The sequence below is a fragment of the Dactylosporangium sp. NPDC005572 genome (assembly GCF_040605515.1).
Classification (GTDB): Bacteria; Actinomycetota; Actinomycetes; order Mycobacteriales; family Micromonosporaceae; genus Dactylosporangium.
Genome location: NZ_JBEXCY010000025.1, coordinates 16,778 through 30,089 on the forward strand (window position 1 = coordinate 16,778; position 13,312 = coordinate 30,089).

At 71.5% G+C, this 13,312-nt stretch carries 13 protein-coding genes; 4 read left to right on the forward strand and 9 right to left on the reverse strand.

The window, feature by feature from the left end; genetic code table 11:
- Positions 1 to 5: 5 nt before the first annotated feature.
- Positions 6 to 1,739, forward strand: a complete 1,734-nt coding sequence (gene polX / locus ABZS66_RS15425; RefSeq protein WP_354757917.1) for a DNA polymerase/3'-5' exonuclease PolX — start codon at positions 6 to 8, stop codon at positions 1,737 to 1,739.
- A gap of 14 nt (positions 1,740 to 1,753) precedes the next feature.
- Here the strand turns inward: polX and ABZS66_RS15430 are convergent, their stop codons facing one another.
- Together ABZS66_RS15430 and ABZS66_RS15435 are read right to left on the reverse strand one after the other, a co-directional pair.
- Positions 1,754 to 2,737, reverse strand: coding sequence for an endonuclease/exonuclease/phosphatase family protein (locus tag ABZS66_RS15430; RefSeq protein WP_354757919.1), 984 nt, complete (start codon positions 2,735 to 2,737; stop codon positions 1,754 to 1,756).
- 105 nt (positions 2,738 to 2,842) lie between these two features.
- Positions 2,843 to 3,961: a CapA family protein gene (locus ABZS66_RS15435; RefSeq protein ID WP_354757921.1), complete on the reverse strand. Its 1,119-nt coding sequence runs from the start codon at positions 3,959 to 3,961 to the stop codon at positions 2,843 to 2,845.
- Between the two features lie 219 nt (positions 3,962 to 4,180).
- Between ABZS66_RS15435 and ABZS66_RS15440 the strand changes: the two genes are divergently transcribed.
- Positions 4,181 to 4,450 carry a DUF1876 domain-containing protein gene (locus tag ABZS66_RS15440; protein ID WP_354757923.1) on the forward strand — a complete coding sequence of 90 codons (270 nt, stop codon included), beginning with the start codon at positions 4,181 to 4,183 and terminating at the stop codon, positions 4,448 to 4,450.
- Positions 4,451 to 4,583: 133 nt separating this feature from the next.
- On the opposite strand, the gene ABZS66_RS15445 is transcribed toward ABZS66_RS15440, so the two are convergent.
- From ABZS66_RS15445 to ABZS66_RS15465, 5 genes are all read right to left on the reverse strand, one after another.
- Complete coding sequence (locus tag ABZS66_RS15445) at positions 4,584 to 4,856, reverse strand: adhesin (RefSeq protein WP_354757925.1); 273 nt, start codon at positions 4,854 to 4,856, stop codon at positions 4,584 to 4,586.
- A 188-nt stretch (positions 4,857 to 5,044) separates the two neighbouring features.
- On the reverse strand, positions 5,045 to 7,663 hold the full coding sequence (locus ABZS66_RS15450; RefSeq protein WP_354757927.1) for an AAA family ATPase: 2,619 nt from the start codon (positions 7,661 to 7,663) through the stop codon (positions 5,045 to 5,047).
- Between the two features lie 98 nt (positions 7,664 to 7,761).
- Positions 7,762 to 8,577 (reverse strand): class I SAM-dependent methyltransferase, encoded by an 816-nt coding sequence (locus tag ABZS66_RS15455; RefSeq protein WP_354757929.1) that lies wholly within the window; start codon positions 8,575 to 8,577, stop codon positions 7,762 to 7,764.
- Positions 8,578 to 8,691: 114 nt separating this feature from the next.
- Complete coding sequence (locus tag ABZS66_RS15460; RefSeq protein WP_354757931.1) at positions 8,692 to 9,282, reverse strand: hypothetical protein; 591 nt, start codon at positions 9,280 to 9,282, stop codon at positions 8,692 to 8,694.
- Positions 9,279 to 10,043: a class I SAM-dependent methyltransferase gene (locus ABZS66_RS15465; RefSeq protein WP_354757933.1), complete on the reverse strand. Its 765-nt coding sequence runs from the start codon at positions 10,041 to 10,043 to the stop codon at positions 9,279 to 9,281. The genes ABZS66_RS15460 and ABZS66_RS15465 overlap by 4 nt, the downstream gene beginning before the upstream one ends.
- A 240-nt stretch (positions 10,044 to 10,283) precedes the next feature.
- Between ABZS66_RS15465 and ABZS66_RS15470 the strand changes: the two genes are divergently transcribed.
- Positions 10,284 to 10,823, forward strand: coding sequence for a hypothetical protein (locus ABZS66_RS15470; RefSeq protein WP_354757935.1), 540 nt, complete (start codon positions 10,284 to 10,286; stop codon positions 10,821 to 10,823).
- 94 nt (positions 10,824 to 10,917) lie between these two features.
- Here the strand turns inward: ABZS66_RS15470 and ABZS66_RS15475 are convergent, their stop codons facing one another.
- Both ABZS66_RS15475 and ABZS66_RS15480 read right to left on the reverse strand, forming a co-directional pair.
- On the reverse strand, positions 10,918 to 12,132 hold the full coding sequence (locus ABZS66_RS15475; RefSeq protein ID WP_354757936.1) for a sigma-70 family RNA polymerase sigma factor: 1,215 nt from the start codon (positions 12,130 to 12,132) through the stop codon (positions 10,918 to 10,920).
- Entirely contained in the window at positions 12,132 to 12,548 is a 417-nt protein-coding gene (locus tag ABZS66_RS15480; protein ID WP_354757938.1) for a YciI family protein, read from the reverse strand. The genes ABZS66_RS15475 and ABZS66_RS15480 overlap by 1 nt, the downstream gene beginning before the upstream one ends.
- A 276-nt stretch (positions 12,549 to 12,824) precedes the next feature.
- Here ABZS66_RS15480 and ABZS66_RS15485 point away from each other — a divergent pair, with 276 nt between their 5' ends.
- Positions 12,825 to 13,163 carry a TraR/DksA C4-type zinc finger protein gene (locus tag ABZS66_RS15485; RefSeq protein WP_354757940.1) on the forward strand — a complete coding sequence of 113 codons (339 nt, stop codon included), beginning with the start codon at positions 12,825 to 12,827 and terminating at the stop codon, positions 13,161 to 13,163.
- The last annotated feature ends 149 nt before the right edge of the window (positions 13,164 to 13,312 follow it).

A 13,312-nucleotide genomic window follows, 5' to 3' on the forward strand; every position in this document is an offset into this window, starting at 1 on the left:
GCGGCATGGCGCGGGGGAACGACGGCGTCGCGGCGCTGCTGCAGGAGTACGCCGATCTGCTGGCGATCACCGGCGGGGAGCAGTTCAAGAGCCGGGTGTACGAGAAGGCGGCCCGCGCGGTCGCCGGTCACCCGCTGGACGTGGCGAGCATGGACCCGGGCGGGCTGCGGCAGATCCCGAACGTCGGCACCTCGATCGCCGAGAAGATCACCGAGTACCTGCACACCGGCCACGTCGCCGCGGTGGACACACTCCGGCTGCAGGTGCCCAGCGGCGTGCGCGAGCTCACCCGGATTCCCACGCTGGGTCCGAAGCGGGCGGTGCAGCTGCACGACGAGCTCGGCGTGGCCTCGATCGACGAGCTGCGGGACGCGATCGTCGCCGGCAAGCTGTCCGGTCACCGGGGGTTCGGCGCGAAGGCGGCCGAGAACATCCTGCACGGCATCGAACTGCTGGAGCGCAGCCACGGCCGGGTGCTCCTGTCGGTCGCCACCGAGGCCGCGGAGCAGGTCGTCCACGCGCTGCGCGGCGTGCCGGGGTGCGTGCGGTGCACCTGGGCCGGCTCGCTGCGCCGGTTCCGCGAGACCGTCGGCGACGTCGACATCCTCGCCGCCGCGGCGAAGTCGGGCCCGCTGATGGACACCTTCACCCACCTCCCGGCGGTCACCGACGTGCTGGCCCGGGGCGCGACGAAGTCGTCGGTACGGCTGCGCGGCGACCTGCAGATCGACCTGCGGGTGGTCCCGACCGCGTCGTGGGGTGCGGCGCTGCAGTACTTCACCGGCTCCAAGCCGCACAACGTGCGCGTCCGTGAGCTCGCCGTCCGCGCCGGGCTCAAGCTTTCCGAGTACGGGCTGTTCCGCGCCGACGACGGCAGCCTCGTGGCGTCCGAGAGCGAGGAGGAGGTGTACGAGCGGCTCGGGCTGCAGTGGGTCCCGCCGCCGCTGCGGGAGGACCGGGGCGAGGTCGAGGCGGCCCGCGACCGGGCCCTGCCGGCGTTGGTGACCCAGGAGGACATCCGCGGCGACCTGCACACGCACACCGACCTCACGGACGGCGTGGCGCCGCTGGCCGACATGGTCGCCGCGGCGCGGGCCCGCGGCTACGAGTACTACGCGGTCACCGACCACGCCAAGAACATGCCGATGCAGCGCATGACCGACGACAAGATGCTCGAACAGCGCCGCGCGCTGCGGGAGCTCGAGACCGGCGACGGCCCGGTACTGCTGCACGGCACGGAGCTCAACATCGGCCCGGACGGCGAGCTGGACTGGCCGGACCCGTTCCTGGCCGGATTCGATCTGTGCGTCGCGTCGGTGCACTCACACTTCACCCAGCCGGCCGCACAGCTGACCCGGCGGCTGGTCCGTGCGTGCGAGAATCCCTACGTCACCGTCCTCGGGCACCCGACCACCCGCCTGATCGGCAAGCGGCCACCGCTGGACGCGGACCTCGACGCGGTGTTCGCCGCCGCCGCCCGCACCGGCACCATCCTGGAGATCAACAGCTTCCCCGACCGGCTCGACCTCCCCGACGAGCTCATCCTCCGCGCGAAGCGGTACGGGGTCCGGTTCGCCGTCGACACCGACGCGCATGCCCCGGTACACCTGGACCACCTGCGCTACGGCATCGGCACCGCCCAGCGCGGCTGGCTCACCCCCGACGACGTCGTCAACACCTGGCCGATCGACCGCCTCCGCACGTTCATCGACGCGAAGCGCGCGGGACGGCCCGGCTGACGGAGCCCACACGGTCAGGGCAGGTCGAACGTCGCCACGACGGGAGCGTGGTCGGACTCGGGGTACTTGCGGTCGGTGGCGAACGATGCCGACTCGTCGTGCAAGACCTCGTTGTGAATCTCCGAACCGCGGTAGTGGGCGAGGAGGTTCCGCGTGACGAGCATGTGGTCGAGCATCTCGCCCCGGCCCTGATGGAACAGCGTGTACCGCGACGACTGCGGGATGCTGTGCTCGATCGGGACGAGGATCCGCGCGGCGAGATCGCCGTTGCCGGTGTCCTCGACGTTGCCGCGGATCGCCAGCACGGGAACCTCGTCGGGAGTGGCGTTGAAGTCTCCGGCCACGACGATGCGGGCCGTCGGGTCGGCGTCGAGAATCTGGTCGACGAGCCGGCGGACCTCCAACGCCTGGGCCATGCGCTTCATGGATGAGACGAACACGCCCTCGGCCCAGGCGTCCGCGCTTCGCCAGGTGTAGTTGTCGATCATCTGGCCGGGGATCGGCGTCGGGATCTTCGACTTGAGGTGCACGTTGATCACGTGCAGGTGGCCGCTGGCGCCGAGGTCGAGTTCGACGTGCAGGATGGGCCGTTCCACGCCGATCTGCACGGGCTGGGCGTCGACCGGGACGGCGGTCAGCCGCCGGTAGATCGGGGCGGCGACGAGGTCGTTGCGCAGCTGCCGGCGGGCCAGGACCGGCAGGTGCGTGACGACCACCAGGTTGCGTTCGTTGTAGACGTCGTCGTCCTGGGGTTTGGTGCTGAGCACGCTCGCGCCGGCAAGGTTCGTGCCGTCGAGCAGGTCGCGCAGCGCGAGCAGCGCCCGGGGTACGCCGGGTCGCTCCTGACCGTGGACCTCCTGGAAGCAGGCGACATCCGCGCGCAGCCGCTGGATCTGCGGCCGCATCAACGCGATCCGCTCCGCCAGCGACGGCCGCTGCCCCGCCGGCGTCTCGTCGAAGTTCTCCAGGTTGAACGTGGCCACCCGCACCGTCGTCATGCCCGCACGATAGGCATCCATCGGCCGTCCTCGACGCGTAATGTCGGAGATCGCGCCGACGAATCACCCGGTCGAGGTCATCCGATACGGCCACGCTCGGCGCGGTCAGTTCGGTCGCAGGGTGAGCATCCCGGGTGGGGCGGCGTCGATCCGGACGCCGGACCGGCGGCTGACCGAGCCGAGGACGGTCCGTGTCCATTGGGTGTCCTCCGGGGAGGCGCGGTGCAGCTGCATGCGTCTGGCCTGCGTCGGCGCCATGCGTAGGCATGCCAGCTCGCCGGTGGGCGCGATCGACGCCAGGTACATCAGCCGCAGGTCGTCGCGGTACTGCCGGTGGACGCCGATGCCTTCGTAGTCGTTGATGAGATCGCCGCAGCCGTACAGGATGAGCCGGTTGCGGTACACCTCGATCGGCCGGGGGTGGTGTGAGGAGTGGCCGTGCACGATGTCGGCGCCGTTGTCGATGAGCTGGTGGGCCAGGCGGATCTGCTCGTCCGGGATGTCGTAGCCCCAGTTGGATCCCCAGTGAACGGAGGCGACGACGATGTCACCGGGTCGCTTGTGGCGATGGATCCGGTCGGCGAGGCGCGGCGCGCTGTTGCGGGAGAGCTCCGGCAGGACGTCGACGCCGGCGCGGTCGTCGGTCGCGGCCCAGTACGAGGGAATGCCGCTGGATGGTGTCCCGAACGCGATCACGAGGATCCGGCCGTCGTCGACGGTGACGGTGGCGGGCCGCTGGGCCTGGCGCCTGTTCAGGCCGGCGCCGGCCACCTGGAGCCCCGCGCCGGTCATGGTGCTGAGCGTTTCCTGGAGGCCGAGGCGTCCGAAGTCCAGCACATGGTTGTTGGCCAGTGTGCACACGTCGGGCCGCGCCACCGTGAGGCCGGGCAGGTTCGCGGGGTTCATCCGGTAGTGGATCCCTTTGCCCGGTGCGAACCGGTCGCTTCGGGTGATGCTGGTCTCCAGGTTCATGATCCGGGCGTCGGGCGCGGCTGCCGCCAGGATGTCCAATGCGTCGCCCCAGGGCCACGAGTAGGCGGCGGGGCGGGGGATCGGGCCGTTCGCCGCCTCCGCCAGCGCGACATAGTCGCGGGCGTCGTGGCAGTAGCTCTCGCGCAGCGTCGGGTCGAGGGGGTGCGGCAGGATCTGGTCGATTCCGCGACCCAGCATCACGTCGCCGCACAGGAACAACGTCAGCCGGCCATCGTCTCGTCGTGTGTTCATAGCAGGTCCGTCATGGTGCGGGATGCTGTCACGCCGGTTCGCTCGCCGCGCTGGGGCGAAGTGCTGGGCAGCACCGCCTGTCGGAGTGGTGGCGGTGGAACGATGCCCCGATCACTCACCCCCGCACCGCCCGGCGGTGAGCGTAGTCTCGGCCCTGTTCCCGCCAGACCTGACATCCGCAAGGCCGGGCATCCGAAGCGGACAGCGGTGGAGTTTGTCATGATCGTGGCCAAGCACTGGACCGTCGATGTGTTCATCGGCGAGGACGACGGCAAGACGTACGCGGAAGCACGCCTGCACGCCGAGGACAGCGCACACATCGTGGGCACCGGGGAGGCGCGGCTGCACCCATCCGACAACGATATTCCGGAAATCGGCGATGAGCTGGCCGCAGCACGGGCCTTGTCCGACCTCGGCCACCAACTCCTGGTGACGGCGGCGGCCGACATCGAGGCCGTCTCCGACCGCCTGGTGCACATCAGCCGTTAGCGGGTTCGCTCGCGCGATCCTCGCGACCGAGCCGTCAGTCGCCGCGTCCGAGCCCGGCGTCGCGGGCTCGGACGATCGCCTCGGTGCGGGTGGCGACCTGCAACTTGGCGACGATCGGAGCGAGGCCGGACGGCTACGTGACGGTGAACTCGATCTGCCCGTCGGTGTCGGCACCGGCGTCGAGCGTCTTGTCGTTGAGCACCTCGTTGGCCGTCTGGTCCAGGAACAGCCGGGCGCCGGACGCCTCCACGACCGCGTCGCCCTGCGCCGGGCTGGACGCCAGGCTCAGCCGCAGCGAACCGCGGGTCTCGTCGGCGGCGATGCGAAGACCGCCGCCCTCCGGTGCACCAGGCTGGGCGGTCAGGGTCTGGATGGCTGTCACTGCGTGGTCGGTCAGCAAAACCATGACGACGTTGCTCCTCCAGATTTGGCAGCAATGCGAGGCACGGCGCCGCGGATGTGCGACGGGCCGCCGTGCGGGGCCGCGGATGTGATGGCGGCCTGCCCTACCAGCCCAGACTTGCGCGGATTACCCGATGTGTCAAACGCAGGCACGAGTGAACTGCGCGTACGACGACGCTGCCGAAGGGCTGATCATTCCGGTGGGGTGACATCCGGCCGGGAGGCGCGACGTCGGTCGCCTCGGCGCGTCTGCCAGTGCCTGGCCGCGGCCTGGCTGCGGGTGCTCACCGCGAACTTGGCCAGGATCGCTGACACGTGGTGGTCGACTGTCTTGTGGGACAACGTGAGGCGGTCGGCGATCTCCGCATTGGTCAGCCCCAGTGCAAGTAACTCGAGCACGTCGGCCTGGCGCGGGGTCAGGCCGTCGGGATGAGCCGAGGTGGCGCGGCGAGGCCCCCTGGGCACCCTGGCGAACCCGCGCCGGCGCATCCGGCCACGCAGGTGGGCCGCCGCGGCGGTCGCGCCGATCTCGTCGAGCAGCAGCAGGGACTCCACCGCCGCGGATTCGTCACCGCACGCCATGGCCTCGACGCGGCCGTACAGGTTGCCCCGCCGATGCCACTCGTCCGCCGCACCCGCCCAGTCGCCGGCGATCAGCCGGGTGTAGGGACTGGCGGGGTTCAGGTCGGGTGGCGGCTGCCCGCCCGCCTGGCACAGCTGGTATCCCAGCTCTTCGAGGTGGAAGCGGTGCCGCACCCGGAACAGCCGCCGCAACCCGTGCTCGGCCTCGCCGCGGGCGCGCGCCAGATCCCCGTTCCAGCGGAAGAACTCGGACCGTGCCACCGCCACGGGGACGATCGACTGCAGGTCGCCGACGGCGGACGCGTGCCGCCCGGCCTCGTCCAATGTGGACAACGCATCGCCATGGCCCTGGGCGGCCTGGATCCGTCCCCGGACCACCAGCGGCAGGACGGCGTTCACCCCGCCCGCCGACCGGGCCAGCGACTCGTCGGCGTCGCTGAGCGCCCCGGGCCAGTCGCCGGTCACGAACCGGATCGTCGCGCGATAGCCCAGCACCAGTCCGTAGATGGCGTCCGTCTCGTGCTCCAGGGCGAACATCAGCGCCTGGTCGGCGATCGGCTCGGCTTCGGTGTACTCGGCCAGTTCGCCGGAGGTGACACCGGCCAGGTTGGTCAGCGCCCGCGCGGCCTCGTCGAGAAACCCCAGGGCAGCCGCGGCCTCGTGCACCTGCTGAAGCCGCCTGGCCGCTCCCGGTACACCCAATGCGAGTTCGGCGGTGCCGACGTTGACCATGGCGTGCAAGGCGGTCTGCCGGTCGCCGACCCGATCGGCAACCGACCGGGCCAGGGTTCCCCGGTCGATCGCCTCGTCCAGTTCGTACGCCAGCAGGTGCAGCTGCGACTGGTTGCTGAACGCCATCGCCAGCTCACGCCCCTCCGGCAGGGCCAGCAGCGTCTGGACGGCGTCGACGGCCGCCTTGCGGGCCTGGACGGCGTCGCCGGCGAACCACGCCATCCGCGAGATCCACCGCTGGTTCTCGCCGACGCGCAGGGGCTCGTCGAGTTCGCGGCGCAGCGCCAGCGCGGTCTGCCGGGCGCGCAGCCCCTCCTCCATGCGGCCGACGAGGTACGCCTCCGTGGAATAGGCCTCCAGCAGGACTGCCCGTTCGCGGGCGGGCAGCCGGTGGGCGTGGAAGGCGGCGGCCCGGTAGTGGTCGGCCGCCTCCCGGTGCGCGCCCTGCCGCGCGGCCTCCTCGGCGGCGATGCGCCCGTAGCGCAGGACCGCCTCCGCGTCATGGGCCAGGCGGGCGTGGTGGACCAGCCTGCCGGGGTCCACGCCAGGGCTGTCGCCGAGCAGTTCCAGGGCGTGCCGGTGCAGCTCTTCGCGGTGGGCGGCGACCAGCGAGTCCTCGACCGCGGAGCGCAGCAGCTCATGCCGGTACGCCACACCACCACCGTCACTGACCAGCACCCCCGCCGCCACGCACTCGTTGACCAGCGCGACGCGCCTGGCGAAGACGGCTCGCTCGGCCCTGGTCGGAATCACCGAGATCAGGTACGCCAGGCGCCGTGCGCCGTCGGACAGGCCGGCCAGGCGATGCAGGATCAGGTCCTTGGCGCTCTCGGGAATCCCGCCGCGGTCCGCGGTCAGCAACTCGGTCAGCAGCAGCGGGTTGCCACCGGTCAGGCGGCCGGCCAGGGCCGGATCCCGGCCGGCGGCCCGCGCCTGCTCGGCAACACAGTCGGCGGAGAGCGGGGCGAGCGCCATTCGCCGTACCGAAGCCTGCGGAAGCGCGGAAAGCGCGCGCCGCAAGGGATGCACGGCACCGATCTCGTCGTCGCGGAAGGTCACGACGAGCAGGACCGGCAGCCGGTCCAGCCGGCGGCCGAGGAACACCAGCAGGTCGAGTGTCGCCTCGTCGGCCCAATGGACGTCCTCGATGACGAGAACGGTCAGGCGGCGGCGATGCTGCGGGCCCGACAATTCGGTCAGTACCGCGGCGAACACGTCGTCGGCCGACGTACCCGCGCGCAGCCGTTCGGCGAGCTGGCCGCCGGTCTGCCGGGCGACGTCGTGCAATGGGCCGAGGGCGCGCGGGGTGACCAGCGGATCGCACGCGCCCCACAGCACTCGTGCCTGCGGGCCGCGGCGCCGGGCGAACTCCCGCACCAGGGCCGACTTGCCGATCCCGGCCTCGCCGGCCACGAGCACGATGCGGCCGCTGTGCAGCGCGTCGTGCGCCTGGCGGTCCAGGGTGTCCAGGGCGCCGGCCCGTTCCCACAGGTCCATCGCGAAAGCCTCCCTTTTGTACTGCGTGAGATGACCTGCCGCCGCGACCGGTCCGACGGCACCGGGGCGGCGGCAGGAGTCCTCCGCGGCGAACTCGGCTACACGGCCACGGCACAGGCGATCAGGTAGTCCCAGTCCGCTGCGACGGTCCCGTCGGTGGCGACGTTGGCGCCCTCGGCGAGGGCGACCAGGTCCGAGCGGAAGTTGCACAGGTCGTCCTCGTCCAGCCGCTCGGCCACCTTGTGCGTCGGGCCGTAGTGGGTGATGAAGAAGTCCGCGAAGTGCTCGGCCGAAAGGAACCGCTGCCGCACCGACGCCGCCTCGAAGGTGAGGCTCGCCGCCGCGGGACCGAGCAGCTCCGTGATGAAGTCCTCGGTACCCCAGCGGGTGGCGGGCCGGGCCGCAGGAGGCGGCGGGGCGTACTTGCCGGCGATCTTCAGGATCTCGCCGACGAACCCGTCCGGGGCCCAGCTCGCCAGGCCGATGTCGCCGCCGGGACGGCACACCCGCAGCAGCTCCCGCGCGGCCCGGTGATGATCGGCGGTGAACATGACGCCGATGGCGGAAAGGACGAAGTCGAAGCTGTCGTTGTCGAACGGGAGCTCCTCGGCGTCGCCCTCGACGAAGTCGATCTCCAGACCCTCGGCCTGCGCCCGCGCGCGGGCCGTCCGTACCAGGTCAGGGACGTAGTCCAGGCCGGTCACGGTGCAGAACCGCCGGGCGGCGGCAAGGGCCACGTGGCCGGTGCCGGTGGCGACGTCGAGCACGGCCGCACCCGGCCGCAGCTCCACCGCGTCAGCCAGCGCCTCGGCCACCGGCACCGTGATCCACGCGATGCGGCTGTAGTCACCGCTCGCCCAGGTGAGCTGCTGGCGTGCCTTGAGCAGCTCCAATTCGGATGGTGTACTCATCATCTTCCATTCCTCTCGATTGGCGCCGACCTACCCGGGTGGTGCCGTCCCCCCCCGGACGGCACCACCGGCAATGACTGTCGCCGCGGCTGCGGCGTGCGGCATGGGGAGACATCCCTAACTTGCGATGGGGCGGCCGAAGGTGACCGCGTCGAGCACCGGCTGCGGTGCCAACTCGCGGAAGAAGGCGTCGGGCCGGACACCGAGGGCCCCGTTGACCGACGAGAAGGCGACGCGCAACGCCACGAACAGCGTCACCCCGAAGATCTGCCGATCGGTGAAGCCGGCGTCGCGAAGCCCCCGCACGTCCTCTTCGGTGGTCTGCTGGGGCCACCGGGCGACCTTGCGCGCCCACCGGGCGATCGCCTGCTCGGCCGGTGTCAGCGCCGAGTCCTCGCCGCGGATCACCCCGGCGGCGGTCGCGACATCGGTCTTGGCGGCCAGCTTCGTCCCCCACGACAGCGAGCAGTAGGAGTCGCCGAGCGTCGAAGCGCAGGCGGCCACCAGGATGCCGCGCTGCCGGCCCGAGATGCCGTGCGCCACACTGGACTGGCGCAGCAGGTCCACGAGCCCGAAGAAGGACGCCGGCTGGTAGGCCCAGAGCCGCGACACGTTCATGACCGCACCGAAGTCGGCGACATCCTCGTCGAACATGAGCTGTGCCTGAGGATCCGGTGCGGCCTCGGACAGGAATCCGGCGTCCATCATGGACCCGCCTTCCTGGCGATGAACCCCGTGACGGCGATCTCGGCCCGCAGCGGCAGCCCCTCACGGACATACGCGGTGGCGCACCGGACCGCCTCCGCGAGGAAGGCTGTCTCGCCCGTGTTCTGGATGGCCTCGTAGGCCGGCCCGGTGGCGGCGATGGTGCGGGCGTAGGTCGGCGGATCCGCGAACTCCCATGCGAAGGGAACCTCGAATCGTTCGATGTCGACGAAGCCGGCGCGGGCAAGCAGATCCTCCGCCGCACCCGGACGGCCCAGCTGCATCGCCGCCTGGTTGGCGAGCTTGGGCGGCGACGCGGTACGAAACGGCTTGAGCGCCCAGGCCCCGGGGGAGGCCTTGATGTGACCCCACACCGTCATCCCCAGCCGGCCACCCGGCACGAGCACCCGCAGGAGCTCCGGCAACGCTTCCGGTGTGGTACCCCAGATCCCCCGGAAGCTGGTCGCGACATCGAAACTGGCGTCCGGCCAAGGCAGATCATGCATGTCGCCGACCCGGATATCGGCGTGCGGGGAGCGGTCCCGGGCGACCGCCACCAGCCGGGCCGACGCGTCGATGCCCGTGCACGTCGCACCGCGCACCGCGGCCAGTTCCAACGCCAGGCCGGCACCACAGGCGACGTCGAGCAGCCGCTCGCCCTGGCCGATTCCCAGCCGATGGTGTACCGAGATGTACTCCCGGCAGTTGCTCGGCTCGCTGAGCGTGGCGAAGGGCACGGCCTGGCGGCCCCAGCCCTCGTCCACGACGGTCCAATCATCGCTCATGGCCGCCGAGGCTAGGGACCCAACCGGCCGGCGGCTTGGGGATAACTCCCCAAGTTGGGCCCGGCAGCGAGGCCTGTGACGACGGTCAGGTCAACATGGGTGTTCTTCCCCATTCGTGGGCGGCAGCCGAGTCCTAGCTTCGACAAGCCCGCCGATCGGCGGGCCGGCCGTGCGGTTTGTCCAGGGCCGCGGTCCATCGAAGAACAGGGAGTACCGCAGATGTCCAACACCGGTCATCAGCCGGTCCAACCGGCTGCCGTCGCCACGTACGCCGCAACCCCGTCGATCCGCCCCGCCACCCTCACGTTCGGCTTCTTCGGCGCCCTCCTGGCCGGCCTGTTCAGCGCGGTCGGATCCGTGCTGCTCGTCGTCAAGGCGCACGACCTGGCGGAGCGGACCGCCGGCGACGTCCTGGGCGAGGACACCGAGGCCCTGCTGGGGTCCGAGTTGACCGCGAGCGTGGTCGACGAGGCCGCGAACACGCTCGTCGTTCGGGGTGTGACGGGTCTGGTGTCGGCGGTGCTGGTGCTCGGCATCGCGCTCGCCGTGCGCAACGGGGCACTGTGGGCGCGCATCGTCCTGACCGTGCTCCTGCTGAGCGCTTTGTGCGCCAACGGGCTCGTGATCTCGGACGTGGCACCCGGCGCGACCAAGGCGCTGGGCGCGGCGGCGATGGTACTCAGCATCGCCGTGGTCGTGCTGCTGTTCCTGCCGCCCACCAGCCGGTACGCCAAAGCACGCAAGCAGCGCGTGTCCTGAGCCTCGGATGCGCCTTTGTGATGGGCGACGACGACCCCGACCTCCGGCACGCTCCCGCCGCCCCCGGGGACGACCGCGGCTGGCTGGGCTGGAGTCAGTCCAGCGCGGCCGCCTTGCGCAGCAGCACTGAGCGTTCGCGCTCGTTGGCGCACAGCCGGGCCGCCAGTTCCAGCTCGGCGCGCGCCTCCGGTCGCCGACCGAGGCGGGCCAGCAGCTCACCGCGCACGGTCGGAACCAGATGCGAACCGGGGAGCCGGTCCAAGGCGATCAGCTCGTCCACCATGGCCAGGGCCTGCGCCGGACCCGAGGCCATGGCCACGGCGACGGCCCGGTTGAGCTCGACCACCGGCGAGGGCGCGACCCGGCCGAGCGCCTCGTAGAGCACCACGATCCGGTCCCAGTCGGTCGCCTCCACCGACGGCGCCATCGCGTGGGTGGCGGCGATCGCAGCCTGCAGGCCGTAGGGGCCGAGCCCGCGAGCCGACGCCTTGGCCAGCGCGGCCAGCCCACGGCGGACCGCCGAGAAGTCCCACCGCCGCCGGTCCTGGTCCGCCAGCAGGATCGGCGAACCATCCGGGCCGGTCCGGGCCGGGAAGCGCGCGGCCGTCAGCTCGCACAGCGCGAGCAGACCGTGCACCTCCGGCTCGTCCGGCAGCAGCGCGGCCAGCGTACGGGCCAGCCGGATCGCCTCGTACGCGACGCCGGGGCTGAGCAGCCGGTCGCCCGACGTGGCCGTCGACCCCTCGGTGAAGATCACGTAGACGACGCTGAGCACGCCGCCCAGCCGTTCCCGGCGCTCACCGGCCGGCGGCAGTTCGAACGGCACCCCGGCCGCCGCGATCGTCTTCTTCGCCCTGGTGATCCGGGCCTGCACGGTCGGCACTGACACCAGGAACGCACGGGCGATCTGTTCGGTGGACAGGCCGCCGACCACGCGCAGGGTCAGCGCCACCCGGGCCTCGGGGGAGAGCACCGGGTGGCAGCTGACGAACATCAGCGCCAGGATGTCGTCGTCGATCCGGTCGGGGTCGATGTCCTCGTCGACCACCGGGTCAGCCGCGAGCAGGGCGTATCGGTCCTGCAGGGCGGTCCGGCGGCGGATCGCGTCGATCGCCCGCCGCCGGGCCGTGGCCATCAGCCAGCCGGCCGGATTGGCCGGAGCGGAGAGCGGCCACGACTCCAGCGCCTCGGCCACCGCCTCCTGGGCGGCGTCCTCGGCCAGCCCGAAATCGCCGGTGAACCGGGTCAGCGCGGCGACGATCCGCGCCGACTCGATCCGCCAGACGGCCTCGACGTCGGCCGTACCCATCAGACCCGGCCGGGGCTCTCGCTCCCGGCCCGTTCCTCGACGGACCCCACGCTGTCCGCCGGCCGCTCGTCGTCCCCGGCCACCCGCCGGATCTCGATCTTGGACCCGTTGACCGACGGGACCCGCTTGGCCCACTCGACCGCCTCCTGCTTCGAGGCGACATCGAGCAGGAAGTAGCCCCCGAACAGTTCCTTGGTCTCTCCGTACGGCCCGTCCGTGACCACCGGGGCCTCGCCGCTGAAGTCGACCACGACGCTCTGGCCCGCATCGTCCAGCCCTTCGGCCGCGATGAACACGCCGGCCTTGACCAGGTCCTCGATGTAGCGGTAGGTGGAGGCCGCCAACTCCTCGAACCCGGCCATCACGGCCGCGTTCGACTCGTCGGTGCCCCGCAGGATCAGCATGTACTTCGGCATAGGTCCTCCTCGTTCGGCGGGGCCGCCTCCCGGCCCGCGCACTCGTACCCACACGTCGAACGGGCGGCCCGCGGATCGACACGGCCCCGGAGAAATCTCTCGCCGCGACGCAGCCGAATCCGTCCGACCCTCGTTGCGCCCGTCAGACCCGGCCCTGAGCGACGACTGACGCGGACGCTTATCGTCGCACCTTTGGACGGCGGCGACGCCCGCACGGAGCTGCGGAAACCTTTCGACCCGCGCTCGTGCCGATGTGCGGGGAAGTACCGTAGAACGATGGCCGACGACGGTATTCGTGCTGAGCTGGAGCGGCTCCGTTCAGCCGCCGCCAGCGAGGTGCACGGGCTCGAGGCGGACCTGCACGCCGTGTTCGAGGCGAGCCAGGACTCCAACGCCGACGACGAGCACGACCCCGAGGGAAGCACGATCGCCTACGAGCGCGCGCAGCTCGCCGCCGTCCTCGCCGCGACCCGCCGCCGGCTGGCTGACCTGGACGAGGCCCTGGCGCGCCTGGACTCCGGCGCCTACGGCATCTGCGAACGCTGTGGCAGCCAGATCCCCGCTGGTCGCCTCGCAGCCCGCCCGTTTGCTCGCACCTGCGTCACCTGTGCTTGAGCCATGCTGTGAACCGCCATGGCCGAGTCAGGAGGAGGCCGACCACAAAGACCGCTGTGAAGCCCCCGAGGAAACTGAAGCCCTGTCCCCAGTTCCCGGCGTAGTCGCGTGGGCCCCGCGCAACTACACAACCGCCCGCCGGCAAGCGC